The organism is Planktotalea frisia (assembly GCF_001890925.1).
GTDB lineage: Bacteria > Pseudomonadota > Alphaproteobacteria > Rhodobacterales > Rhodobacteraceae > Planktotalea > Planktotalea frisia.
This window is the reverse complement of sequence record NZ_MLCB01000117.1, coordinates 1-26,140: the sequence shown is the minus strand read 5'-3', so window position 1 is coordinate 26,140 and position 26,140 is coordinate 1. Positions and strand designations below refer to the sequence as shown.

The window sequence follows — 26,140 nt, the reverse complement described above, 5'->3', positions numbered from 1 at the left end:
GGGCGTTACCCTTTAATTAAAGTTAGCATGCACCGCGTTGAGAGCATTTTGATCAAGAGTGATACCCGCGCGTTGCTGAATATCCGTGGCAAACGCGTCAAACAGATCTTGCGCAACGGCGCTAGACGCTTGGCTCGTCAGCTGCGCTCGCAGGCGTTTCACATCATCGCTGTCTTCATCGGCTGCAAGCACATCTTCAAGGCGCACGATCAGCACGTCCGTCACATCATCAACCACGACTGTCGCACCTCTCTCAGCTTCGAACAGAGCAAGGATCGCGGCAGGGGGCATCGCTTCGACAAAGCCAGTGCGCGTGAGTTCTGTCAGCGTCTCAGCTTCTAGATCAACATCCGCAAAATCACTGTCAGAAGTGATCTGGGGCAAAAGCGCTTCTGCTTCTGCGCGCAATGCGTCGAGCGTTGCAGCTGTGCGCCAGCCAAGCGTGACACGCTCTGTGATCTCGTCCAACGGTTGCGGGCGTGGCTCGAGTGTTTCGTCGAGACGCAGTGCAAAGATGCCGCCATCCTCAAGAATTTCCACCTCTGGAAAGTCCTCATCACTGACGCTGCGCGCGACATCGCGAAAGGCTTCATAAGCTGCAAGACCGTCTTCCGCTTCAGGGGTCCAATCGATCTGGCCCAACTCCATGTCGGTTTCTTTGGCAAGGTCTTCCAGCGTGGCGCCACCCGCGAGTAGGTCGTCAATATCGCTCATTTGAGCCTCTACAACGCGACGGGCGCGGTCTGCGGCGAGTTCATCGCGCAGCTGCGGTTTAGCGTCTTCAAAAGAGGTGTTCTGAGCCGCGAGAATACCGTTGATACGAAACAATGCTGGACCAAGGTCGCTTGGGAGCGGGCCAACAACATCGCCTGTTTCGCCAGCAAAGACAGCGTCGCCCGCGCCCTCAAGCGCGCTTAGCGTCATATCGCCAAGATCTACGTCCACCAAGGAGAGACCACGATCCTCGACCAACGCCTCAAACGTTGTACCGCCCGCTTCTAACTGTGCTTTTGCAGAATTTGCATCGTCCTGTGTTCCGAACACCAAACGCTCGACAAGGCGGCGCTCGGTCTTGTTGAACTCGGCGTCGCGCTCATCATAGGCGGCTTGCAACATGCTCTCATCGACTTCTACCGTGTCAGTGATCATATCGGGAGAAAGCCATGCGTAGGTGATCTTCTTGGTCTGTGGCAGAGCGTAATTTTCAATGTTTTCATCGTAGTAAGCTTTGAGTTGTTCGCCGCTAGGATCTGCGACTGGCTCTGCCAGATCAGCGGCTTTCAAACGTGCGACGGTCGCATTGCGACGCTCACCGATGTAGGCGACGATGGTATCTGCGTAGCTGCTTGGCACGGTTGTACCCGACAGGATCGCACCTTGCACAAGTGTTCGCGCGGCTTCTTCGCGCAGGCTTTCTTCGAATGCGGCTTCGTTTAGACCGGCATTTTCAAGTGTGAAACGATAAGCTTCGCGATCAAATTGTCCGTTGATGCCTTGGAAGGCGCTCATGCCTAGGATTTGTTCTTGCAACTGCGCGTCACCCACGGACAGTCCAAGCTGCGCCGTTTCATGATCTAGCGCGCGCGACGTGACGACGCGGGCCAACGATTGACGATCTACACCAAGCGCTTGGGCGGTGGAAAAGGGTACATTCTGACCCGCTTGCGCTGAGATGGCGCGCAGATCTTCTTGCAGCGTGCGTGAATACAGCTCGACCGAGATCGGCTTGTCACCAACAGAGCCAATCGTGCGGATATTACCGCCCAAGCTGGTCGCGCCAAAGCCCGCAAGGCCGACGATCAAAAGGGCCAGCAAGATCCAGATGAATGTCTTCGAAATTGTGTTACCACGTACAGCCATGTTGCGCTTTACCCTATTGCTTGGGGCCGCATTTGTGGACCCGTTTGCAGAGGTTTACTTGGCTCAGGATGAGGGAGCAAGCGAGAAGCGCAAAGCTGCCAAGCGTGTGAACAATTCCGCGATTCCGTCGGCATCGATATTGGCAAACGCGATGCGCAAATGACGCGCGCCATTTGGGTCGTCAGAGGGCGTGAACATGGTGCCGGGCAGGGCAAGGACGCCTGCCTCTTTTACCAATTCCTGCGCAAGCTTGTCTGACGCCATTGCAAAGGGGTGCTCCACATAAGCGAAATACGCGCCACATCCTTTAAGGATCCAGCCTTGTGCGGTGAGCTGAGGCATGTTGGTTTCAATCGCAGCGCGGCGCGCGAGGATTTCATTGCGTTCTCCGGCAAGCCATTCGGTCAGATTTTGCAATCCCCAAAGCGCTGAAAACTGTCCCATCTGGCTTGGGCAAATTGCGACGGTATCGAGGAATTTCTCAGCCTCGGCCATAAGCTCGGGGGACGTAATCATCGCGCCGACGCGGTGGCCCGTTAGGCGGAACGCCTTGGAAAATGAATAAAGGTGGATCAGCGTTTGATCCCAATCGGCTTGTTGAAACAGCGGATGTGGCACGCCAGTTTGGCTGTGAAAGTCGCGGTAGGTCTCATCAACAATCAGCTTGATGCCAGTCTCTTGTGCAAGTTTGAAGAACGCAAGAACAAGCGCTGCGGGGTATTCCGCACCTGCGGGGTTGTTTGGCGTGACGAGCGAAATAGCGCGCGTGCGCTTCGTGATCAATCTGCGCGCGACCTCTGGATCAGGTAGCAAAGCTGCGTTTGTTGGCAGAGCGACGGCCTGAACGCCAGCCATATCGAGCCACATTTTATGATTGAAATACCAAGGGGTCGGCAAAAGGACTTCATCACCGGCTTGCGCAATCGCGCTTATTGCAGCAGCGAAAGCTTGGTTGCAGCCTGAGGTGATCGCCACCTGTTTCGAAGTGATCGAAGCGCCGTAGGCGACGCTCCATTGCGACGCGACTTCTGCTCGCAAGTCAGGCAGACCCAACACCGGCCCATATAGATGCGCTTGCGGCTCGTTCACGATGATGTCCGCCATCGCCGCGCGCATCTCGGCAGGGGGCAAATCCACAGGTGCAGCTTGGCTGACGTTGATCAAAGGGCGCTCTGGCGGGAAATCCACACCATCTAACCAGCGGCGCGCTTCCATGACGGGGGGTGCGAATGTGTGCTCGGTTGCAGAGGTCACGAAGCTAGTCCTGACCGCGATAAGGCTGCACATATTGCAGCGCCATATCCCACGGGAAGAAAATCCACGTATCTTGGCTGACGCCCGTGATGAACGTATCCGTCTGCGGCTCACCAGATGGCTTGGCGTAGACACAGGCGTAATGCGCGTTGGGGTAGAGCGAACGCACGAGTTCCAGCGTTTTGCCGCTATCCACCAGATCGTCCACGATCAAAATGCCTGTGCCGTCGCCCATCAGCTCTGCGTCAGGCGCTTTTAGAACCTTCGCTTCACGACGCTCTGTCGCAGCACCGCCGCCGGAGTGGTAAGACACAACAGCAATCGTATCGACCGCACGAATGTCCAATTCGCGCGCAACGATCATCGCAGGGGCCATACCGCCACGCGTGATCGCAACAACTGCTTTCCATGCACCATCGTCGGGACCTTTGCCATCTAGACGCCACGCAAGTGCGCGCGCATCGCGGTGAAGTTGATCCCAGCTGACGTGAAATCCTTTTTCATGGGGCAAACGATCGGTCATGGGCGATTCTCCGAAGACATAGTTTTTAGCGACTGAGCAAAAGCTTTAGACCCAAAAAGCCCAAAACAGAAGCTGCGATACGATCAAGAATGGGTTTGGCACGCAAATAGCCAGCACTGACATGTTTGGTGGAAAAGGCGAGCACAAGCGCGCTGCCTACGATCAATTCGATAACAAGATGATTGAGCACAACAATGGATTTATCCGCAAACGCCATGCCTTGCGGGAAGATCACCATGATCACAGCACCTGCAAACAGAACGGACTTTGGATTGCTCATATTCACTAACATACCGCCCCAAAACGCACGCATCGGCGGTGTGGGGGCATCCCCCATCGGCGCGCGCGCGTGCGTCCACGTTTGATAGGCGATCCAGATCAAATACAGCGCACCGATGGTCTTGAGTGCGATAAAAGCCCAAGGAAAAACCGCGAAAATCGCATCAAGCCCCAAGAAAGCCAGCGCCGTCCAAGTCGCTGCCATCACGCCCAAACCCCAGACCGTATAAAGCCCAGCCATGCGTCCACTCGCGAGTGTGGTGCGGATGAAATAAAGCATCGCAGGGCCGGGACTTAGGATCGCGGCAAGTAGCGTAAGGTTGAATGCGATCAGATGGGCCAGTTCCATGCGCTTAGTCTTTGGACATGTCCGGCGCGTCGACTGCCTTCATACCAACGACGTGATACCCTGCATCCACGTGGTGCGTTTCACCAGTTACCCCAGAGCTGAGATCGCTGAGCAGATAAAGCGCAGATTTGCCGACATCGTCTGTGGTTACATTGCGGCGCAGCGGGCTGTTGTACTCGTTCCACTTCATAATGTAGCGGAAATCGCCGATGCCAGAGGCGGCAAGCGTTTTGATCGGGCCTGCGGAAATCGCGTTGACGCGAATACCGTCTTTGCCAAGATCTTCGGCCATATAGCGCACAGAAGCCTCCAAAGCCGCCTTCGCCACGCCCATCACATTGTAGTGCGGCATGATCCGCTCAGCACCATAGTAGGTCAGGGTGACTGCGCTGCCGCCTTCGTTCATTAGTTTTTCTGCACGCTGCATAATGGCTGTGAACGAATAAACAGAGATGTCCATCGTCATCGCAAAGTTGTCGCGCGACGTGTCTACGTAACGGCCACGCAGCTCGCTTTTGTCGGAAAAGCCGATTGCGTGAACAACAAAGTCAAAGGTGCCCCAGCGCTTTTCGATTTCCGCGAACAAAGCGTCCATTGATTCTGCGCTACCCACGTCACAGGGCACCACAAAATCGCTTCCTAGCTGCGCTGCGAGCGGCTCGACCCGTTTTTTCAACGCGTCCCCTTGGTAAGAAAATGCAAGCTCTGCGCCTGCATCTGAACAGGCTTTCGCGATACCCCATGCGATAGATTTGTCATTGGCTAAGCCCATGATCAGGCCGCGTTTTCCGGCCATAAGTGCGTTGGACATGTGATCGCTCCAGTTTCAATTGTTGCGTTTGTCTTTAGGGCAATGGGTCCAGCGCATCAAGCTTTGCACCTTTAATTGCCTGCGGGTCAGGCTTGTTTGCCTTGAAAAGCTGGCCTAAGGCCTAGTTTGCAGCGCTGGACGAAGCGAAGATGGAGCGTATGAAATGTCGGATAGAAGCGGACTTTTTGCAGGGGATGACCCTTTTGTGATCGCCAAAGATTGGCTCGCGGAAGCGGTAGAGAGCGAAATTAACGATCCGAATGCGATCGCGCTGAGCACGGTTGATGCGAATGGTCTTCCCAATGCACGCATGGTGCTTTTGAAAGACATCGAGGACGCAGCCTTCGTGTTTTACACAAACTATGAGAGCGCAAAGGCGGGCGAACTCGATAGCGCGGGCAAAGCTGCGTTCGTGATGCATTGGAAGTCTTTGCGTCGTCAAATCCGTGTACGCGGTATCGTGACCAAAGAAGAAGGTCCGCAAGCAGACGAGTACTATAATTCACGTTCGCTCAAGAGCAGACTAGGGGCGTGGGCAAGTCAGCAATCGCGTCCTTTGAACGGGCGAGCGGCCTTGATGGCTGAAGTGGCAAAAGTGACAGCAAAGCATGGCACGTCACCTCAGCGCCCCCCTTTTTGGGGTGGTTACAGGATCACGCCGTTGGAGATAGAGTTCTGGGCAGATGGTGCATTTCGCCTACATGACCGTTTCGTTTGGCGGCGCGAAAGCGTTGATGCCGCATGGGATATCACACGGTTAAACCCGTGAATTTCATGTGACGTGAAATTGCAAGGCTCTGTTTTCTATGCGTTTTTAGAGCTTGATATGTTTGCCTGAATTTCATCAGATGCAAGACAGGGACGAGGTTTTAAAAAGTGGTGGAAACTATGACTTCTGAAGAGACGACGCGTGCAGCACGCGGCGTCGTCAAATGGTTTGATCCGGCAAAAGGATTTGGCTTCGTGGTTGCGGAAGAAGGTGGCGTAGATATTCTTCTACACGCCAACGTCCTGCGCAATTTTGGGCAAAATTCTGTGGCGGACGGAGCCTCGATCGAGATCGTCACGCAAGTCACGGATCGCGGCTGTCAGGCTATTGAAGTCATATCGATTGAACCACCGAAAAATGATGCAGGACCCGCGCTTCCTGATCTGGAAGATTTCGATCCTGAGCAGCTTGCAAATGTCGAGCTACAGCCAGCGCGCGTCAAATGGTTCGATAAGGGCAAAGGATTTGGCTTTGCCAATGTCTTTGGCTCAGACGCCGACATTTTTGTGCACGTAGAAGTTTTACGCCGCTCGGGCTTGGCCGATTTAGCACCGGGTGAAGCATTGGCGATCCGTGTGATTGATGGTAAACGCGGCCTCATGGCAATTGAGGTGAACGCATGGGAAGCAGCTCTACACTAACCCAAGTATTGAGTGCCGGAAGTTTCGCGATCAGCGTTCTCAGTGGCGCGGCTTTCGCAGAAGATACTTGTGCTGAGGATAAAGTTCTCATCCGTGGAGCATTCGGCGAAGCACGCTTCACCATAGAGCTTGCCGATGAACCTGCCGAGCGTGCGCAAGGGCTTATGAACAGAGAATCCATGGCGCCTTCTGCTGGGATGCTTTTCGTGTTTGAGCAACCTCAACCAGTAGCGTTCTGGATGAAAAACACGCTGATCCCGCTTGATATGATATTTACAGATTCGTCTGGGCGCGTTGCGCGTATCCACGAAAATGCGATCCCACATGATGAGACGCCGATTCCCGGTGGTGACGGTATCTATGCCGTGCTCGAAATCAACGGCGGACTAAGCAAAACCTACGGCTTTCAAGTGGGTGATGCGCTGCAACATCCGGCCTTTTCTGACGGCCTTGCAGTAATTCCGTGCAAAGAGTGATTTTCGGGCTTTTCATCTCGTGGCGACACAGCTAAACACCGCCTCAGTCGGGGCGTAGCGCAGCCTGGTAGCGCGACGGTTTTGGGTACCGTAGGTCGCAAGTTCGAATCTTGCCGTCCCGACCACTTCACCCACATATCTTCCAAATTTGGCTTTAGTCCAAACGCGCCATTGCTGCGCTCTACCATATGGTGTGGTTTTTATGAAAGGAGCACCACAGGTAGTAGTTTTACGCGTGCTGCCTGCCATATAGAGTATTTCTAGTGCGAGAATGTCACGTTCGCGGCTTTTCAAAATTTTAACCTCATGGTCAAAATTGATTAATCTCTTGTTAGGGAATCTTCATCTCCTGAGTGAGCAAAAATAGCTAAGCCTGCAGCAAACAAAGGTTTTTTGGGTTAGCGATTCCCACGTGAACTTCGGGGCGAATTGCACTGAATCACACGAGGTCGTGAACGCCTCAAAATTGGCGCTCACGTCAACGCAAAAAACATCACGAAAACGTAAATAATTGGATTGACCGTCCGCAGGCAAATACGTCAGTTTGTGGGAGCGAGGCAGGTAAGCCACAAGATATAGTGGCAAAAGTTCTCTAGCTGGAAAATTGGCAGTATCGGTCAGATTGGTCCGTTGCGCTTAATCATGCGGTCCTATTCAGTCCGTGTGGCGATGCTTTGGGTTCTTCCTCGCACGAGGCGCGCAGGCGCAGGCAACGGAACGTTAGAGTATTTGGGAAGGCTCGGACCATGAAGATTAGCAGACATTTTACCAAAACAGGCGAAGACGCATACGCATCGCTTGAATTTGTATCCACCGTATCCGAGATCCGGAACCCAGACGGTTCCATCGTGTTCAAACTAGACGATGTTGAAGTCCCAAACACTTGGTCGCAGGTTGCGTCTGATGTGATCGCTCAAAAATACTTCCGCAAAGCCGGTGTTCCCAACAAGACCTCGAAGGTCAAAGAAAAGGGCATTCCTGAATTCCTATGGCGTTCTGAGCCAGCCGCAGACAATGACGGGTTTCGCGGCGAAACCTCTTCTAAAGAAGTCTTTGACCGCCTCGCGGGCGCGTGGGCATACTGGGGCTGGAAGGGTGGTTACTTCACCACCGAAGCCGACGCTCAGACGTATTATGACGAGATGCGCTTTATGCTCGCGACACAGCGCGCAGCGCCGAACTCTCCTCAGTGGTTCAACACGGGCCTTCACTGGGCATATGGCATCGACGGACCTGCGCAAGGTCACCACTACGTTGACTATGAGACCGGCGTCCTCACCAAATCGAAATCTTCCTATGAGCACCCGCAGCCGCATGCGTGCTTTATTCAGTCCGTTTCAGACGATCTGGTCGGCGATGGTGGTATCATGGACCTTTGGGTCCGCGAAGCGCGCCTGTTCAAATATGGCTCCGGTACTGGCACGAACTTCTCAAGCTTGCGTGCCGACGGTGAGCAGCTCTCTGGTGGCGGTAAGTCCTCTGGCCTGATGGGTTTCCTCAAGATCGGTGACCGCGCAGCTGGCGCGATCAAGTCAGGCGGCACAACACGTCGCGCCGCGAAGATGGTGATTTGCGATGCAGACCACCCTGACATCCAGGAATTCATCAATTGGAAGGTGAAGGAGGAGCAGAAAGTTGCTTCCATCGTCGCTGGCTCCAAGATGCACGAACAGCACCTTAACGAAATCTTCAAAGCGATCCGCGCTTGGGATGGTTCGTCTGAGGACTCTGTTGATCCAAAGAAGAACCCACAGCTGAAAGCGGCGATCCGCGGTGCCAAGAAAACGGCAATCCCTGAGACATATGTGAAGCGCGTTCTTGATTATGCAAAGCAAGGCTATGCATCCATCGAGTTCCCCACATACGACACAGATTGGGATTCAGAGGCGTATGCGTCCGTTTCCGGCCAAAACTCTAACAACTCCGTGCGTGTCACTGACAGCTTTCTGAAAGCTGTCGAAGCGGACGGTGATTGGGAGTTGATCCGCCGCACAGACGGCACGGTCGCTAAAACAATCAAAGCACGCGACCTGTGGGAAGACATCGGTCACGCCGCGTGGGCCTGTGCAGATCCCGGCATCCAGTACCACGATACGGTCAACGCATGGCACACATGCCCAGAAGACGGCGAAATTCGCGGTTCCAACCCGTGTTCTGAATATATGTTCCTGGACGACACGGCCTGTAACCTCGCATCCATGAACTTGCTAAAGTTCTACAAGGACAGCAAATTTCAAGCGGATGAGTATGTGCACGCCACACGTCTCTGGACAGTAACGCTGGAAATCTCTGTGATGATGGCGCAGTTCCCATCCAAAGAGATCGCGCAACGTTCCTACGACTTCCGTACATTGGGTCTTGGCTATGCCAACATCGGCGGCTTGCTGATGAACATGGGTCATTCATATGACAGCGACGAGGGCCGCGCGCTTTGTGGGGCTTTGACGGCTGTGATGACGGGTGTGTCCTATGCAACCTCTGCTGAAATGGCGGGCGAGCTTGGTGCATTCGCAGGGTACAAGAAGAACCAAGCGCACATGCTGCGTGTCATGCGCAACCACCGCAACGCCGCATATGGCGCGACGGACGGCTACGAGACGCTCGACATCAAGCCTGTTGCGCTTGATCTGGTAAACTGCCCTGACGCGGACCTGACCAAGCTGGCGATGGCCTCTTGGGACGACGCTTTGGCAAAAGGCGAAAAGTACGGGTACCGCAACGCACAAGTCTCTGTGATTGCCCCAACCGGCACTATCGGTCTGGTGATGGATTGTGACACGACGGGCATCGAGCCTGACTTCGCACTCGTTAAGTTCAAGAAACTCGCGGGCGGTGGTTATTTCAAGATCATCAACCAATCTGTTCCCGCGGCGCTTGAGAACCTTGGTTACGGCTCTGCGCAGATCGAAGAGATCGTCTCATATGCGGTTGGTCATGCCTCTATCGGTAACGCGCCGGGCATTAATACCACGTCTTTGGTCGGCCACGGGTTTGGGGCAAATGAATTGGCGAAGATTGAAGGCGCGCTTGCCTCTGCTTTCGACATTCGCTTTGTGTTCAACCAGTGGACGCTGGGCGAAGAGTTCTGTACCGGTGTCCTTGGGATCCCAGCGGAAAAGCTGAACGATCCTTCGTTCGATTTGCTCAAGCACTTGGGATATTCCAAAGCGGATATCGACGCGGCGAACGATCATGTGTGTGGTACAATGACGCTGGAAGGCGCGCCGTACCTCAAAGACGAGCACCTCAGCATCTTTGATTGTGCCAATCCATGCGGCAAGAAGGGCAAGCGTTTCTTGTCCGTCGATAGCCACATCTACATGATGGCTGCGGCGCAGTCGTTCATCTCTGGCGCGATCTCCAAGACAATCAACATGCCCAACGATGCGACCATCGAGGACTGCCAGAAAGCCTATGAGTTGAGCTGGTCCTTGGGTGTTAAAGCCAATGCGCTGTATCGCGACGGATCGAAACTGAGCCAACCACTGGCTGCGGCTTTGGTTGAGGACGATGATGACGCGATGGACATCCTCGAGAGCGGTAACATCACCGAAAAAGCGGCTGTTATTGCAGAGAAAATCATCGAAAAGGTGATCGTCAAAGAGATCGTCAAATCCAACCGCGAAAAGATGCCTGAGCGCCGTAAAGGTTACACTCAGAAAGCGGTTGTTGGAGGTCACAAGGTCTATTTGCGCACGGGTGAGTATGAGGATGGCCAGCTTGGCGAAATCTTCATCGACATGCACAAAGAGGGTGCGGGTTTCCGCGCGATGATGAACAACTTCGCGATTGCTGTGTCTGTCGGTCTTCAGTACGGCGTGCCGCTGGAGGAGTTCGTGGACGCCTTCACCTTCACCAAGTTCGAGCCAGCAGGCATGGTGCAAGGCAACGACAGCATCAAGAATGCGACGTCGATCTTGGATTACATCTTCCGCGAGTTGGCTGTGTCTTACTTGGACCGCACGGACCTCGCGCACATCAAGCCAACGGGCGCATCGTTTGACGATCTGGGCCGTGGCGCGGAAGAGGGCGTGAGCAACGTTTCAGAGTTGAGCGACAAAGCAGCGACCAACTCGTTGGAAGTCTTGAAGCAGATTAGCTCTACCGGATATTTGCGCAAGCGTTTGCCGCAGGAATTGATCGTGCTGCAAGGTGGCCAAGCAGGTGCAGTAGCGTTGAGCGGGACGGCTGATCCGGTCGCGGCTTTGCAGACCTTGGTGCCAGAGGTGAGCGTTGCAGCCGTGATGCCCGCGAGCACAAGCTCAGCGGCAATTGGATCTGCGACAAGCATGGATCAACGCACCAAAGCGAAGATGCAGGGCTATGAAGGCGAAGCTTGTGGGGAGTGTGGTAACTACACGCTCGTGCGCAACGGAACCTGCATGAAGTGCAACACCTGCGGCGGGACATCCGGCTGCAGTTAAGCAAAACGGTGCAATGCGAATTTTCTAGAAAATTCGGGCGCATCAAAATCCGGTCACGAGGCCCTTCAGGGGGCCTCTGACGCAAATCAGGCCGCAGGCAAAAAATATTCCGAGCGGTGATAAATGATGAGCTTGAATTTGCGAACCTGGGGAGCCTTTTGGCTCCCCATTTTTTGTGTCTAGTCGCGGGTTTCCCAGAGCACATCTGCCGCAGCGATGGTTTTGCCATCGTAGCTGACTTCATCAGGGGCGTAGTTGATCCAGAAGCGATGTGTTTGCGTCTCACGCAGGCGCAATCCGCTGGGTAGGCGCTGCGTGGGAATGTTGGCCTGAGCCGCTAAGCCTTCTAGGATGTCAACGTAGCTTGCGGCCTCTGGCCAGCCTGCGACGTAGTGCAATCCGCCCGTGCGCATGATCGCGGGAGCACCGCGCGCAGTGCGTAAAGTGACCTCGGCGGAGCCATCGAGCTCTTCAAACCAGTGCAAAAACGCACCGCCGTTTACTAGTTCGACACTTGTGCTTGGCGGCATGCTTTCAACGCGCGACACGGTGCAGTCGAGGCCCGCAACATTAGGTCCCATCGGTGTCGGAATGCTTAGCTCGGAGGTTTTTGAGCCTGTGCGCGGACCGATCAATGCGACGCCTTTGTAGTTTTGAAGACTTTCTGACGTTTCCAAGAGCCCGGGGGCAAGCACCAGATCATAGCCGCTCAAATCCGCGTTGGGTGCAACAATATCGAGCGACAGGCCCAAACGGCGTGCGGCGCGATACGTCTCAAACGCGAGACGGAACATGTCGAAATCCGCGCCTTGCGGTTGTGCTTCCCAAGCCCAGCACGAGACATAGTCGAAGATCAAGGCGACGCGTGCTTTGAACGTACCGACCTCTGGCATTGCCTCTAATTCGCGCGCGACTTGGCGTGCCTCGTCCAGCGCAGGGGCAGGGGCGGCATCCGGGCGCAAAAGTCCCGCATGCATCTGTTCTTGTGCAAAAGGAGCCTGACGCCAGCGAAAGTAAAGCACGGCTTCTGCGCCGTGCGCGAACGCTTCCCATGCCCAAAGGCGCGCCATTCCGGGCAGAGGTGCGGGATTGTAAGGTGCCCAGTTCACAGGGCCGGGCTGCTGTTCCATCACCCACCAACGGCCGTCATGCGCTTTGCGCGTGCCACGCATCGAGCCAACCGTGCGGTAAAGATCATGGTGGAACGCCTGCATGTCAGGATCACCTTGGCGCAGATAGCGCGCTTTGTGCTCTGGCGTGCCCTCAAGGCGGTCTGATAGAAAGCCAATCGGATAGCTGTCCCAAGAGGCAATATCGAGGTCCGCGCCCACATCATAGTGATCGAAATCCGTGACTCGGCCCATGTAGTTATGGATCAGCGGAACGTCCGTATGAGCGCGCAGTACGTCGGTTTGAACGCGATTGAACCGCACAACCTGATCGGAAGAAAACCGTCTAAATGCAAGCACATGCGATGGATTGGGTTCTGTCACTGTAAGATTGGGTAAGCCGATCTGATCAAAGCTGTCATACTCCATGGACCAAAAAATATTCCCCCACGCGCGGTTCAGTGCATCAGGGCTTTGATAGGTTTGCGCGCACCAGTCTTGGAATGCGCGCTTGGCGGCGTCTGAATAGCTTACGGTTGTTTCGTGGCAGCCATATTCATTGTCCGTTTGCCATGCTTGAATATGTGGATTGCGTGCGAAACGGTTGGCCAAAATTTCCGTGATACGGCGGGATTCTGCAATGAACCCTTCATGCGAGAAGCAGTAGTGCCGACGTGAGCCAAACCCTCGCGTGCGCCCTTCGGCATCGACTGCAAGCATGTCAGGATGTTTGTCGAGCATCCAGCGTGGTGGTGTTGCTGTGGGCGTGCCAAGGATCACCTTTAGGCCTGCGTCACCCAGTACATTGATGGCGCGCTCAAGCCAGTCGAGTTGCAGGTCACCGGGCGATGGTTCTAGGCGCGACCACGCAAATTCGCCGACGCGCACCCATGTGAGGCCTGCCTCGATCATCTGCGCGGCATCAATGGCCCAGCGATCCTCAGTCCAATGTTCGGGGTAGTAGCAAACGCCAAGCGTGCGTTTCATAAGATCACCTGATGTTCTTTTTGACCTTTGCCAATGCCGTGCAAGATAAAGGTTTTCCCATTGTCACCGAGTTCGCCGCGAATGCCATCCGTCGCGGAGGTCACAAACATATCGCTCAGTTCAGATCCACCAAATGCAGGACAGGTCGTATGACGACCGCCAACCTCGTGCGACGCAACGAGAGTGCCATCAGGTGCATATCCGTTGACGCAGAAAGAACCCCAAAGCGCGACCCAAAGCGTGCCATTGGCGTCTATCACCGCACCGTCGGGGTTTACGTTCGCCTCATTGAGGTCGAGCCAGACCTTTGCTTTTGCGTTGGGCCAGCCTGTTTCTGGATCCAGCGTGACGCGCATAATTTGTTTGGTCACGGTGTCCGTGTAATTGGCGAAGGTTGCGTCCACAGCGAAGCAGATCGCGTTCGGGATTGTGATGTCGGTTGCAATCACGCGAAGCTCGCCTTTGTAAAAACGATAAATTGCACCTGCATTCGGCTCTGCGTTAAAGCCCATAGTCCCGATCCAAAAGCCGCCCCAAGGATCGACGCGCCCATCATTGGAACGCGTGATGGGGTTGTCGGTCTCAATATGCACGATTGGATCGCTGAGTGCGCCGTTCGTTATATCAAATCGGTGCAGACCGATCTCGGATGCGATAAGTAAGGTGCTCTCATCAATCCAGCCCGCAGCTGAAACGCTGAGATCGAAATCCCAGGTTTGCGCTTTGCTGTGCAATTTGCGCGCGTTGATATCGAACCAGAAAAGCTCTTGGCGGGTAGGGTGCCACAGCGGCCCTTCGCCAAGCCCGCAAGGCCGTTCGTCAAATATCATTTGGGCTGGGCTAAGTCGAAGGCTTTGACCATTGCCGCCGCACGTTGGGCGACTTCAGCGGCAGTAAAGCCAGGTTTATAAAGCGCGGAGCCGATGCCAAAGCCGTCTGCGCTGGCTGCGATCCACTCTGCGAAATTCGTGTGATCAGCACCACCTACGGCGTAAACCTGTGTGCCAATCGGCAACACGGCGCGAATGGCTTTCAAACCGTCAAACCCAAGAAGCGAGGCAGGGAAAATCTTGAGACCATCTGCCCCTGCACTGAGCGCATCAAAGCACTCTGTCGGGGTCATCACGCCGGGATAGCTATCAAGGCCCGCCAGCTTGGTCGCAGCGATCACTTTCTTGTCTGCATTCGGGGAGACGATCAATTTGCCGCCTGCTTTGGCGACGTCCAGAACCGTTTCAACTGTGATGACAGTGCCGGCACCGATTTGCGCGATATCACCGTAGGCTTTGGCCAGTTTTTCGATGGATTTCAAGGCAGAGGGTGAATTCATCGGGACTTCGATTCGGGTGATGCCTGCATCAATAAGGCCCGCGGCGATGTCTTTGACTTCAATCGGAGTAACACCGCGCAAAATGGCGATAAGAGGACGGCTCATAATTATGACTTTCCGGTTAATGCTTTGTAGGTTGCGCATAATCCAGCGCGGGTCACGGATGCTGCGTCACTTAAAGTGGCGTCGACGCCTTGCTGCGCAAGGGCCTGCTGGTAAAGAGTGCACAAAGTGCTGGATCCAATCAACGCGACGTTTTGACCGAGCCAATATGGTTTGGCCGCGGCCAGCTCCATTCCGATCAGCGCGCCGGACAGCTTGGCGCGTGCGGTGGCGGCACTTTGTCCGTTGAGCAAGTCAGCCGCACGTAGTGAAAAAAGGTTGGTGGTGAACTTTTCTGGCCTTGATAGCGTCTCGGATGCGGCATTCAGGAACGCGCTCTCGTCCATGTCAGTGCCGTTGAGAGAGTGGCGTAAAACTGTACCTGTGCTTATGGCGTCGAACAGTTCGCCAGTCATGAAGGTGCGAAAGCTCACGATCTCGCCCGCGCTCACGTGGACCCATTTGCAATGGGTGCCTGGCAAACACAACACGCCGTCCCAATCCGGATTAAGGGCGAGAAAGCCAGCGATTTGGGTTTCTTCGCCGCGCATGACGTCGGCCGGATCGGGCTGTTTGATGCCTGAAATCAGCCAGACGTGCAGATCATCACCAACGTTGGACACGCGAACCGGCGCATCTGATTTAGCGCTGCAAGGGACGCCGCGATAAGGTGCTTCTTGCCAACCTTGGCGCGATCCGACCATGCCACAGGCGATGACGGTGCATGGATTAGGGACGGTCCAATCGGCAATCAGTGCGCGCAAAACAGGTTCAAATTCGTTTGGCGCGAGCGAAGACATGCCTTTGTCAGACGTTGCTTCGCCCAAAACGGTGCCGCCTGCATCCATCGCGAAGGCACGCAAATTGGACGTGCCCCAATCAACTGCAATCCAGTCTGGTGAAATGGGCGCAGCTTGGCTCATCCTGTCACCACAACGCCGCCATCGATCACCAGTGATTGGCCCGTCATGGCGCGGCTAAGATCAGATGCGAGGAACAGCGTGCCGCCAACGATGTCTTCGGGGGCAAGTGGATCATCAAGGCATTGACGTTCCAGATGTGCTGCAAGACCGTCTTCAGTCACCCACATATCCTTTTGCTTTTGCGTGAGAACCCAACCGGGCGCGAGCGCGTTGACGCGGATCTTGTCGGGCCCGAATTCGCGCGCGAGCGATCGTGTGAGGCCGTTGATCGCGGAATTGGCGGCGGTGTAGAGGGGGTAGCCTGCATTGCCCATCATGTAAGAAATCGAAGTGAAGTTAATGATGGAGCCACCACCAGCTGCGGCCATCATTGGCGCTACGTGTTGGCAGGCAAAGACGTAAGCTTTGAAGTTGATGTCCATCATCCAGTTGTAGAAATCTTCGTCGATTTCGGAAGTGGCATGGCGTTTGTCATTGGCGGCGTTGTTGATCAGCGTGGTGATCGGGCCGTGGCGCTCGGCGGCCTCATTCATTGTCGCTTTAAGACGCTCAATGTCTGTGATGTCGCATTGCATGAAATGGGGGCGATTGCCGTGCTTCTGTTTCATTTCATTGCAGAATTCTGTGGCATCCGAGCGACCGACTATGGCAACGCGCGCGCCTTGCTTCACGAAGCCCTCGGTGAGAGCTGCGCCAATGCCATTGCCACCGCCTGTGATATAGATCGAGGCGTCTTTGAATTCGCTAAATTGTGCAGTCAATGTCGAAGCTCCTTGCGGTGAGGGTGGCCGATTTTTCTAGAAAAATCGAGGCCTCCGCCACGGAAAATTACTGAGATATTTTTAAAGAGAGGAAGAATCAGAGTTTGCGCCCTTCGATGACCCACATAGTATCGGGGAAATCCCACGGCAGCGTGAGGCCTTGGTGCATGAGATAGTTGCCGGAAACGGTGATATTTTCATTTTTCAGGATCGGTGTCCCACGCGAAAGTGAGGGTGCTGTGATGCGGTTGCGCAGACAGATCTCGTATTGCGCGTCTGGATCAAGACGCGTCATGCGTAAAGGACGTGGCGCGATTTGGGTTGAGGTCGCGGCTTTGCCCGCAAAAACCACGAATTGCGTGTCATCTTCGGCCAATTGTTGTTCTGCGATCAATGAGGGATCCGCGCTATCAAGGCGCAAGATATCTGCGCGCTCCATCCAAATTCGGTTGTGTTTCCACCACGCGGTCACGTCTTTGAGGACGGTATGTTCGTGCGCAGTCAGCTCGCGGGGGTCCATCTCAAATCCCATGTGGCGCTGTGCGGCGACCCATGCGCGCATGGAAATGTCGATCACGCGGCCAGAGGTGTGGCAATGGCGCGGGCCGACGTGAGAGCCTGTGACATTGAGTGGTAGGAAGAGGGCGGCGTCGTGTTGCATGCGCAGACGTTCAAGCGCGTCGTTGGAATCTGAGAGCCAGACGCGCTGCGTGCGGGTCAGGATGCCAAAGTCGATGCGACCACCACCCGAAGCGCAGCTTTCTATCTCTACCATTGGGAAGTCCGCGCGCAGACGGTCGATCAGCGCATAAGAGCCGCGTGTTTGCGCAGCATCAGGGGCGGGGAGCACGCGGTTGTGGTCCCATTTGATGTAATCAATCGGGTACTGAGACAGGATTGCGGCCATGCGGTCGTAGATGAAGTCGCGCACCTCTGTCAGGGCCATGTTAAGCGCTTTTTGTTGACGGCCAAGGGTTTGATCCTCAGAGCCGAGTGCCCAATCAGGATGCGCGCGGTGCAGATCGCTGTCAGGGTTGATCATCTCTGGTTCGAACCAGATGCCAAAGGTCATGTCTTTGGAATGGACGTGATCAATTAATGGACCGAGGCCGTCTGGGTATTTACGCGGATCGACTTCCCAATCGGATAGCGAAGTGGTGTCGTCATCGCGTTGCCCGAACCAGCCGTCATCAAGAACGAAGCGATCCGCGCCTAAGTCGGCGGCGCGGTCTGCGATGTCTTTCAGGACGTCGAGTTTGTGATCGAAATAGACCGCTTCCCAGCAGTTGTAATGCACAGGGCGCGGGCGGTTTGGATCGGGGAATGTGACGATATGATCGCGCACGTGGCGTTGGAACGAGACGGCGCAGCCGTTTAACCCATCGTAGCTATAGACAGCATAAAGTGGTGCGGAGGTGAAGCGCGTGGAGGCGGTGGCCTCGACCCGTGGTGCGTGGCCGAACTGGATTTGGCGGCGACCATCGGGAAGCTCTTCAGCGATCATCTTGTGACCACCGGACCATCCGTAGTGGAACGCGTGCGCGGAACCTGTGGTGTTGGTCGCGCCGAATTCAGGGATAATCAAGCCGGGGAAATGTTCGTGGCCTGTGCGCCCTGTGCGGTTCTCGCGCATGCGGATGCCTGGGGACCAAGCGGTGCGATGGGGTTGAAATTCACCACACCAACGCCCTGCGAAGTCGATCATTTCAGCGCTTTGCTGGGATGCAGGAAAGACTGGGGCAGAGAGCCAATGCAAATGGATTGGCTTGTCCGCATCCAGTGTGGCTTGGGACGTGATGATATGGGTGACAGGGTCAATCTGGAAGGTGGCGGTATAGTTTAGACCGTGCGTGTCATCGCGGTAGACCAGCTTGATCGCAGCTTCGGTGACGTCGTCGCTTTCAAAGCAGAACTTCGGCAGCAAGGGCGTGCCATTCTCGGAACGGATGATCATACCCGGCTGGCCGGGGAAGGTGCGCGAGGCTTCGGGGCAAATGCTGAGATCGGGGTTCTCATCGAGCATACCGCCCGTTACGTCCAGCGCATGTGCGGCGTGGATCGTCGCCAAGTCCTCAGCCATCGGCAGGGGCGCGCCCCAATAAACCACTTGCGGTAAACGCGCACCCGTAGCGGCCAGCACCAGCGTCTGGCGGCTGCAATCTAATCTCCAGTGTTGCATCTTATTTAACGGCACCCAGTGTTAGGCCTGCGATAAAGTGCTTCTGCATCAAGAAGAACATCAAGACAGGGGGCAGGGCGGCGACGATAGAGCCTGCGCTCATCAAGTGATACGCCGCGCGATATTGAGAATTAAAGGCGGTGATCCCTGCCGTGACGGGCTGTGCATCAGGGCCTTGGGTGAGGACGACCGCCCAGAAGTAGTCGTTCCAGATGAAGGTAAAAATCAGCACGGCAAGGGCTGCGAGTGCAGGTTTCATCAAGGGCAGGACGACGTAGAGGAAGATCTGCCATTCGCGCACGCCTTCGACGCGGGCTGCTTCGATGAGCGGGAAAGGCAGCGCGCGGATGAAGTTGCGCATGAAGAGGGTGCAAAATCCGGTTTGGAACGCGATGTGGAACAGGATCAGGCCGGTCTTTGTGTCATAGAGGTTCATGTTCACGGTCAGATCGCGCACAGGGACCATCAGGATTTGGAAGGGTACGAAGTTGCCTGCGATGAACATGAAAAAGATCAGCAGGTTGCCTTTGAATTTATAAATACCCAGCGCGAAACCCGTCATGGACGACAGTGCGATTGTGCCAAGGACCGTGGGCACGGTGATGAAAACAGAGTTGAGCAGGTAACGCGGCATGTCGCTCTCAAAGAAGACTTTGCCGTAGTTTTCAAAGAAATTGAAGCTGCTCGGAACGCCCCAGTAATTGCCGTTGGTGAAGTCTGAATCTGGGCGGATCGAGAAGACGGCGACAGCGATCAGCGGCAAAAGCCACATGACAAGAACCACGGGCAGCAGGCCTTGATAGGCCATTTGATAGCTGCGGGACTTCTTTTCGATTGGGGTGGGAAACATCAGCGTGCCTCCTTTTCTTCGCGCCACATGGAATAGAGGAAGTAGACGATAAAGCCGAGCATGATGAAAAACAGCACGGTTGCGATGGCAGAGCCATAACCCATGCGGAAGCCAAACTCGGAAAGGCTTTCTTCAAACATGTAAAAGCTGAGAACGCGGGTCGATCCGAAAGGGCCGCCGTTGGTCATGATAGAGATCAGATCGAACGAACGAAGCGCGCCGATGATGGTCACAACGAAAGCGATGAAAGTCGCGGGTTTTAGCTGAGGTAGGATCACGTACCAGAGCATCTTGTGACCCTTAGCACCATCGAGGCGCGCGGCTTCGACTTGCTCGGGGTCAACGGCGTTTAGACCTGTGAGATAAAGGATCATACAGTAAGCGGTCTGCGGCCAAAGGCCTGCGGCGATGATGCCGTAGGTCGCCATAGTCGGATCGCCAAGGATGTTGATAGAGCCAAGATTGAAGAAGCCGAGAATTGCGTTCAGCAGACCTTCGCGCGGCAGGTAGAACCAAGAAAAGACGAGACCAACGACCACTTGCGAAATCACGAATGGAAAGAAGAACAGCGATTTATAAAGGCGGATACCGCGCACGGTTTGATTGAGGAACAGCGCGATGAACAGGCCCATCGGAATGGCGAGCAGATATAGCACCAACCATTTGAGATTGTTCCAGAAAGAGACTTCGAACTTGCGATCTATATTCTGATCGCCAACGCCGAAAAGGCGTTCGTAATGTGCTGTGCCAACCCATGTTTTCTCGCCCAGACCGTCCCATTCGTGGAAACTGATCCAGAAGCTTTGAAAGATCGGCATGATTACATAAAGTGCAAAGAACGCAATTCCGGGAATGAGGAAAAGCCACGGAGTGATGGCAATCTCATTGCGTCTGTACCAACTACGATCTTGAGGAACCGGTGTGGACATTACATCTTCTCCTGAGCTGGATGCACATGCGAAAACACTGCTGAATAAGTGCTTGCGGATAAGCGGGGTAAGGTGGCCACCCCCAAAGTCTGGGAGTGGCCGAAAGTGAAGCGTTATAGCTTACTTGTAGACGCGTGCGCGTGTCTCTTCGAGACGTGCAAGGATGTCATCCAAGTTGTCTGGGAACACCATGAACTCCTGAAGGCCTTCCATGCCTGCAGATGCCATTTCCGCTGGGAAATCACGGTCAAAGAACTGTGCAACGCCGCCTTTTGCGTTGTTGGACAGCATCTCGAAGCCTTTCGCGATGAACTTGTCGTCCGCGACAGAAGACGCAGAGTTCACTGGAAGCTGGCCCAGCTTGTCGCCACCGTTGATGTCAGACTGAACGTCCGCAGAAGTTACGAACTCCAAGAACGCTTTAGCCGCGTCTTTGTTTGTCGCACCGGATGGGATGTGGAACGTATCTGTTGGGGCGTCTTCACCCTGTGGCACGTCCGCGATTGTTGGGAACTGGTAGAAACCCAACTGATCATCCGTAAGACCTGCTTCACGCAGAGGCGCTACGGAGAAGTTACCCATCAGGTAAGCCGTTGCTTCGCCTTTGACCATGAACGGCAGAGCTTCCTGCCAAGAGTAGTTCTGGTGGTCATCAATGAACGCGCCCATGTCGATCAGCTTGCGCCAGTTTGCGAATGTCTCGCGGACACGCTCGTCTGTCCACTCAACTTCGCCTTGAGCGAGTTGCATGTGGAAATCAAAGCCGTTTGTACGCATGTTCATGTAGTCGAACCAACCGCCGGCAGTCCAAAGGAACTTGGAGCCGATTGTGTAGCACTTGCGACCAGAGTCGATGATCTTTGCGCAGTTCGCCATCTCTTCGTCGAACGTTGCCGGCTCTGTGAGGCCGAGCTCTTTGAAGATGTCTTCGCGGTAGTAGATGCCCCACTGGTAGTACGTGTATGGTACACCCCATTGCTTGCCGTCGATTGTCATCGCGCCTTTTGTGGAGGCAAGTGCCGCCATGGACTCGTCTGCCCAAACGTCAGAGACATCTTCGAACAGGCCAGCAGAAACATATGGACCCATGCGGTTCGCCGCGTACCAGTTCACAACGTCAGGTGCGTTGGCGCTGAGTGAGTTACGGATCTGTGTCTTCCAAGCTTCGCGGTCAACGATTGTGAGGTTAACCGTGAGGTCAGGGTGCATTTCGTCGAACTGAGCTGCAAGACCTTCCATCACTGCGCGTGGCGCAGGGTTGGACATGTCGGATGTGATGTTCAGCTCACCCTTGAGTTTCATGCCGTGGCCGTCTGCAAACGCAGCGCCCGCAAGGATTGTTGTAGCTGTGAGCGTCGCGACGGACGCTTTGATGATGGAACGCATGGTGTCCTCCCTAGGTGCATTCTTATGTCGAAAAGGGCGCGCGATCTCGCGTCACCCTATCGGTCTTTCTTTTCCGAAGTTAAGTTCCATTATTTGAAACTTGGTTTTGGATATTGATACTAAATCGGATCGGGGCTAGGCTTGTCAACAGCCAACACATGCGGCAGCGCAGCAATTTTAGGTTGAGTGCTCGCGGTTGGCGGAGAGGAAAAAGTGATGGGTCTGGACAAGGGTAAAAGCGACGGAACTGTCGGTAAGGCGTTGGAGATATTGGATCTTGTCGCTTCTTTCGAGCGACCTGTGCGCTTTTCCGATGTCCTTGAGATTGCTGAATTCCCTAAGGCTACTGTGTATCGGTTTATTCAAACGCTGACCTCGCAAGGGATGCTGAGTTATGACCCTGATCGTCAAACATATGCATTAGGGATTCGGTTGGTGCGGCTCGCGCATTCCGCATGGCAGCAGTCCTCGTTGGCGCCAGTGGCGCATCCGCACATCGAAAAATTGGCGCGTGATGTGGGTGAAACGGTTCACCTTGCACAGATGGATCATGCGCAAGTTCTTTATGTCGATAAGATTGACCCCGGAAAACCAATCGAGATGTTTAGCCAAGCTGGAAAAGTTGGCCCCGCGTATTGCACAGGCGTTGGCAAGGCGATGATGGCCTACCTTGATGCGCCACATCTGGCCGAAGTGATTGGGCAGCAGAGCTTCCACGTATTCACTGAGTTCACGCTCGCTGATGAAGCAGCCTTGCGTGCTGAATTGATCGATATTCGCAGCAACGGCTATGGCTTTGACCGTGAAGAGCATGAGCCTGACATTATATGTGTCGCTCTGCCCATTTTGACGGCGCAGGGCCGTGTGCTTGGGGCCTTGTCGGTGACAAGTTCTACACAGCGCACCAACTTGGCCGCGCTTGAGGCTTTGGTGCCGCGTATTCAATTGGCCGCAACGGCGATCGCAAATGAAGCGGAAAGCTGGCGCTTTCCAGATCAATCGAAATTTCAATCCGTAAAGACGGCAAAGGGGTAGGCTTATGTCAGGTGTGACGCTCAATAAGGTCATTAAGAAATACGGTGATGTTCAGGTGATCCACGGGATCGATCTTGAAATCGAAGATGGTGAGTTTTGCGTGTTCGTCGGCCCCTCTGGCTGCGGCAAATCCACATTGCTGCGCATGGTTGCTGGTTTAGAGGAAACGACAGATGGCCAGATCAACATTGGCGAGCGTGATGTAACACGTGCCGATCCGTCACAGCGCGGCGTGGCGATGGTGTTTCAGACCTACGCTTTGTACCCGCATATGACGGTGCGTGATAACATGGGGTTCGGTCTGAAGATGAACGGGCACCCCAAGGCTGAGATTGTCGAGAAGGTTGCAGAAGCGAGCCGCATTCTGAAGCTTGATGAGTATTTAGAACGCAAGCCAGCCGCATTGTCTGGTGGTCAGCGTCAGCGTGTCTCTATCGGACGTGCAATTGTGCGCGGGCCTGAAGTGTTCTTGTTTGACGAGCCTTTGTCGAATTTGGACGCGGAATTGCGTGTGGAGATGCGTGTCGAGATCGCGCGCCTGCACAAGGAAATCGGCGCGACGATGATTTACGTTACGCACGATCAGGTCGAAGCGATGACTTTGGCGGATAAGATCGTGGTGCTGCGTCTTGGTGTGATCGAGCAGTTTGGGAGCCCGATGGACTTATATCGTGATCCGGATAACAAGTTTGTTGCGGGCTTTATCGGCTCTCCTGCGATGAACTTTATGGACGGTGTTCTGGGCGAAGGTGGCTCTGTCACGGTGCCCGCGTTGCAAAGAGATGTGGCGACAGGTGTAAATGGCGTTGCAGGCGCGAAGGTGAGTTACGGGATCCGCCCTGAGCACATCACGATTGATCCTGCGGGTTCGACCCATAAGGTTGATATGACCGAAAGCCTTGGTGGAATTTCATATGCTTATTTGGTTGCGGAAACGGGGGAGCGGATCGTGGTGGAAGAACGCGGCGATGTGCGTTCCAAAGATGGCGACGTGGTTGGTTTGAGTTTTGAAGACAGTCGTTCCTATGTCTTTGATGCAGCGAGTGAGATGCGTATCAGATAGGTTTTGGATCGCTTGCGCGCTCCGACCGGGGCGAGGGGCTAGCCCCTCGCGCTCCCCAGAGTTTATTTTGAAAGATGAAGGTTAGTCGACGGAAAGGCCGCTCGGCACAGTCGCAGGCCGACCCAACGGGCGATTGTTGCCCGATTTTCCTGTGAGGCTGTGCAAGAAGCTTTCAAGATCAGAGATTTCTGATGGTGTCAGTATCATGGGTGTGATGTCGAGCGCGCGGTTTTGGCGTTTCATCTCGCGTGTGTCTGATTGTATCGTAAAATCAATCGCTTGTAGCCACGGTGCCGCTGGCAGGTTTGCCATGTCGCGGGTCCAAATGGAGCGCGATGTTTTGGGGTTGATGTGGTGTTGGATCATGCTTTCCAGCGTTGGGAATGCGCCATTGTGGCCGTAAGGCGCGGTGAGTGCGATATTTCTAAGTGGCGGTGTGCGGAAACGGTAAGCGTCCTCGAGGGCGTCACTTTCCCCCATACGCCCCACATCGCGCGGCATTGGATCAAACCGGCGCGTGCGGCCAGGGCCAAAGGCGGGCAGGCCGAGGGCGAGGAATTTTTGATCTGTGAAGAGTGGGCCTGAGTGGCATGAGGCGCAATCCGCCTTGCCGTAAAACAGCGCCATGCCGCGCGCCGCGTCCTCTGGAAGTGGTATGTTGTTTTCAATGTAGGCATCGAACAGGCTGTCATGGCTTTGCCATTCCGTGTTAATGAAAGCGCCAAGAGCATTGCCGATTTGCACGATGGTCAGGTCTTGCGGCTCATTGATCTCTTCAAAAGCCGCCGCAAACATATCCGCATATTCAGGGATAGCGCGCACGCGTTTGGCGATGATTGGCCATGCCGCATCAATACGGTCGTGCACTGCACCTGCGACCTGGTTTTCTTTGGGGTTTCCCGCCATTTCAAATTGTGCGGTCAGTGGAAAGAGCGCTTGGGCTGCGGTGATATTATCGAGGCCCTTCGGCAGCCATTCTTCGGCCGGGGAATTGAAACCGTTGCCGTAAATGTCAGAGATCGACAGACGCCCATCGTGGAAGATGTTGGTGATGCTCTTGTGGCCGATGTTCCACAGCGCTGGGGCATTGCGTGGTATGCGTTTGCGAATGCGGCTATCACCCGTGCCAGCTGTTCGTTTGGGACCAACGCCTATGCCACCTTCACCGATCCCAAGGCTGAGACCATCGGTGCCGCCGTGATCGTGGTGATGGCACGTCCCACAGGAAATATTGCGGTTCCCACTTAGGATCTTATCGTAGAATAACAGCTGCCCAATCCTTGCCTTTTCAGGGTCACTGGGGTGAAACTGATCGGGAGTTAAAGGCGCGGGCAGATCATTCGCTTGTGCGCTGAGCGGTAGCATCAAAAGGAGCGCAACATGCGCAAATTTCTGGCAATATTGGCGGTTTTGGCCACCCCCGCGCTGGGCGAAATTGAGCAAGGCCGCGATCTGATGGAGCAAGGCCGCTTTGAAGAGGCGCGCGAGGCGTTTTGGCCCGCTGCCCGCTCTGGCAATGCGGACGCTGAGGAGCTGATCGGCGTGATGTATGCGCTCGGCCTTGGGGTGGCGCAGGACTATGAGCGCGCGTTTGAATGGTATCTGCGCTCTGCCATGAAAGGACATCCGGGCGCGCAGAGCGGGGTGGGCTGGTACTATGAGGTTGGCCTTGGCATGCCCGCGCCTGATTTGACCCGCGCGTATCTGTGGTATGTCTTGAGCGCCATCGGCGGCGACCCCGATGCGGCGATCTCGCAGGAAGAGGTTGTGAAGAAAATGACGCAAGAACAAATTGATAAGGCCCATGTGCTGATCGATGACTACCGTGTGTGGATGTATCCGTTTCGGTAGGAGGGTAGTGGGGTTTTGTTTGTGGGGAAAGGGGTTTGGTGTAACACAGGCCTGAGATCATATAACTAAATGTACGGAGTTAATTATGGCGCGTGAGACTGAATGAGCCGTCACACGCGCCAAAAGAAAAGTCATCATTATTATGTCGGATATTGCCAATTTAATGTAATATACACAGAGTCCTCGAGCACCCTACTTTTGACGGGTTGACGTCTGACCGTAGAACGATTCAGCTAACCGCATGATCCG

22 protein-coding genes and 1 tRNA gene are annotated in these 26,140 nt (G+C 54.8%); 8 read left to right on the top strand and 15 right to left on the bottom strand.

The annotated features are described in order from the left end of the window. Positions 1-12: 12 nt before the first annotated feature. From PFRI_RS08055 to fabI, 5 genes are all read right to left on the bottom strand, one after another. Positions 13-1,860 carry a peptidylprolyl isomerase gene (locus PFRI_RS08055; RefSeq protein WP_072630192.1) on the bottom strand — a complete coding sequence of 616 codons (1,848 nt, stop codon included), beginning with the start codon at positions 1,858-1,860 and terminating at the stop codon, positions 13-15. A 63-nt stretch (positions 1,861-1,923) separates the two neighbouring features. Then, positions 1,924-3,114, bottom strand: a complete 1,191-nt coding sequence (locus PFRI_RS08050; RefSeq protein WP_281249316.1) for an aminotransferase — start codon at positions 3,112-3,114, stop codon at positions 1,924-1,926. Positions 3,115-3,118: 4 nt separating this feature from the next. Beyond that, positions 3,119-3,637 (bottom strand): xanthine phosphoribosyltransferase, encoded by a 519-nt coding sequence (gene gpt / locus PFRI_RS08045; RefSeq protein ID WP_072630190.1) that lies wholly within the window; start codon positions 3,635-3,637, stop codon positions 3,119-3,121. A 25-nt stretch (positions 3,638-3,662) separates the two neighbouring features. After that, positions 3,663-4,265, bottom strand: a complete 603-nt coding sequence (locus PFRI_RS08040; protein ID WP_072630189.1) for a LysE family translocator — start codon at positions 4,263-4,265, stop codon at positions 3,663-3,665. A 4-nt stretch (positions 4,266-4,269) separates the two neighbouring features. Next, positions 4,270-5,076, bottom strand: a complete 807-nt coding sequence (fabI, locus tag PFRI_RS08035; protein WP_072630188.1) for an enoyl-ACP reductase FabI — start codon at positions 5,074-5,076, stop codon at positions 4,270-4,272. A 163-nt stretch (positions 5,077-5,239) separates the two neighbouring features. Here fabI and pdxH point away from each other — a divergent pair, with 163 nt between their 5' ends. From pdxH to PFRI_RS08010, 5 genes are all read left to right on the top strand, one after another. Further along, the gene (gene pdxH / locus PFRI_RS08030; protein ID WP_072630187.1) at positions 5,240-5,845 is read left to right on the top strand and encodes a pyridoxamine 5'-phosphate oxidase; all 606 of its coding nucleotides are present in this window, start codon (positions 5,240-5,242) and stop codon (positions 5,843-5,845) included. A gap of 119 nt (positions 5,846-5,964) precedes the next feature. After that, on the top strand, positions 5,965-6,486 hold the full coding sequence (locus tag PFRI_RS08025; RefSeq protein WP_072630186.1) for a cold-shock protein: 522 nt from the start codon (positions 5,965-5,967) through the stop codon (positions 6,484-6,486). Then, the gene (locus PFRI_RS08020) at positions 6,465-6,962 is read left to right on the top strand and encodes a DUF192 domain-containing protein (RefSeq protein WP_072630185.1); all 498 of its coding nucleotides are present in this window, start codon (positions 6,465-6,467) and stop codon (positions 6,960-6,962) included. The genes PFRI_RS08025 and PFRI_RS08020 overlap by 22 nt, the downstream gene beginning before the upstream one ends. A gap of 48 nt (positions 6,963-7,010) precedes the next feature. Next, positions 7,011-7,087: transfer RNA gene (locus tag PFRI_RS08015), tRNA-Pro, on the top strand. Positions 7,088-7,708: 621 nt separating this feature from the next. Continuing rightward, positions 7,709-11,386 (top strand): vitamin B12-dependent ribonucleotide reductase, encoded by a 3,678-nt coding sequence (locus tag PFRI_RS08010; RefSeq protein ID WP_072630184.1) that lies wholly within the window; start codon positions 7,709-7,711, stop codon positions 11,384-11,386. A 179-nt stretch (positions 11,387-11,565) separates the two neighbouring features. Here PFRI_RS08010 and PFRI_RS08005 read toward each other — a convergent pair whose 3' ends face one another. The 9 genes from PFRI_RS08005 to PFRI_RS07965 form a co-directional block, all read right to left on the bottom strand. Beyond that, entirely contained in the window at positions 11,566-13,482 is a 1,917-nt protein-coding gene (locus tag PFRI_RS08005) for a beta-galactosidase (RefSeq protein ID WP_072630183.1), read from the bottom strand. After that, the gene (locus PFRI_RS08000) at positions 13,479-14,312 is read right to left on the bottom strand and encodes an SMP-30/gluconolactonase/LRE family protein (protein WP_072630182.1); all 834 of its coding nucleotides are present in this window, start codon (positions 14,310-14,312) and stop codon (positions 13,479-13,481) included. The genes PFRI_RS08005 and PFRI_RS08000 overlap by 4 nt, the downstream gene beginning before the upstream one ends. Further along, positions 14,309-14,917 (bottom strand): 2-dehydro-3-deoxy-6-phosphogalactonate aldolase, encoded by a 609-nt coding sequence (locus PFRI_RS07995; protein ID WP_072630181.1) that lies wholly within the window; start codon positions 14,915-14,917, stop codon positions 14,309-14,311. The genes PFRI_RS08000 and PFRI_RS07995 overlap by 4 nt, the downstream gene beginning before the upstream one ends. Before the next feature lie 2 nt (positions 14,918-14,919). Beyond that, positions 14,920-15,837: a 2-dehydro-3-deoxygalactonokinase gene (locus tag PFRI_RS07990; protein ID WP_072630180.1), complete on the bottom strand. Its 918-nt coding sequence runs from the start codon at positions 15,835-15,837 to the stop codon at positions 14,920-14,922. Next, complete coding sequence (locus PFRI_RS07985; protein WP_072630179.1) at positions 15,834-16,598, bottom strand: SDR family NAD(P)-dependent oxidoreductase; 765 nt, start codon at positions 16,596-16,598, stop codon at positions 15,834-15,836. The genes PFRI_RS07990 and PFRI_RS07985 overlap by 4 nt, the downstream gene beginning before the upstream one ends. A 97-nt stretch (positions 16,599-16,695) precedes the next feature. Then, entirely contained in the window at positions 16,696-18,777 is a 2,082-nt protein-coding gene (locus PFRI_RS07980; protein WP_072630178.1) for an alpha-galactosidase, read from the bottom strand. A 1-nt stretch (position 18,778) separates the two neighbouring features. Then, complete coding sequence (locus tag PFRI_RS07975; protein ID WP_072630177.1) at positions 18,779-19,627, bottom strand: carbohydrate ABC transporter permease; 849 nt, start codon at positions 19,625-19,627, stop codon at positions 18,779-18,781. Next, positions 19,627-20,556 (bottom strand): carbohydrate ABC transporter permease, encoded by a 930-nt coding sequence (locus tag PFRI_RS07970; protein ID WP_072630176.1) that lies wholly within the window; start codon positions 20,554-20,556, stop codon positions 19,627-19,629. The genes PFRI_RS07975 and PFRI_RS07970 overlap by 1 nt, the downstream gene beginning before the upstream one ends. A 120-nt stretch (positions 20,557-20,676) precedes the next feature. Further along, the gene (locus PFRI_RS07965) at positions 20,677-21,942 is read right to left on the bottom strand and encodes an ABC transporter substrate-binding protein (RefSeq protein ID WP_175549240.1); all 1,266 of its coding nucleotides are present in this window, start codon (positions 21,940-21,942) and stop codon (positions 20,677-20,679) included. A 216-nt stretch (positions 21,943-22,158) separates the two neighbouring features. Between PFRI_RS07965 and PFRI_RS07960 the strand changes: the two genes are divergently transcribed. Both PFRI_RS07960 and PFRI_RS07955 read left to right on the top strand, forming a co-directional pair. After that, on the top strand, positions 22,159-22,977 hold the full coding sequence (locus tag PFRI_RS07960) for an IclR family transcriptional regulator (RefSeq protein WP_072630175.1): 819 nt from the start codon (positions 22,159-22,161) through the stop codon (positions 22,975-22,977). Positions 22,978-22,981: 4 nt separating this feature from the next. Beyond that, the gene (locus PFRI_RS07955) at positions 22,982-24,040 is read left to right on the top strand and encodes an ABC transporter ATP-binding protein (protein WP_072630174.1); all 1,059 of its coding nucleotides are present in this window, start codon (positions 22,982-22,984) and stop codon (positions 24,038-24,040) included. Between the two features lie 81 nt (positions 24,041-24,121). Here the strand turns inward: PFRI_RS07955 and PFRI_RS07950 are convergent, their stop codons facing one another. After that, the gene (locus tag PFRI_RS07950; protein WP_072630173.1) at positions 24,122-25,405 is read right to left on the bottom strand and encodes a cytochrome-c peroxidase; all 1,284 of its coding nucleotides are present in this window, start codon (positions 25,403-25,405) and stop codon (positions 24,122-24,124) included. Positions 25,406-25,420: 15 nt separating this feature from the next. On the opposite strand from PFRI_RS07950, the gene PFRI_RS07945 reads away from it, so the two are divergent. Further along, complete coding sequence (locus PFRI_RS07945) at positions 25,421-25,891, top strand: tetratricopeptide repeat protein (RefSeq protein ID WP_072630172.1); 471 nt, start codon at positions 25,421-25,423, stop codon at positions 25,889-25,891. Positions 25,892-26,140 lie beyond the last annotated feature (249 nt).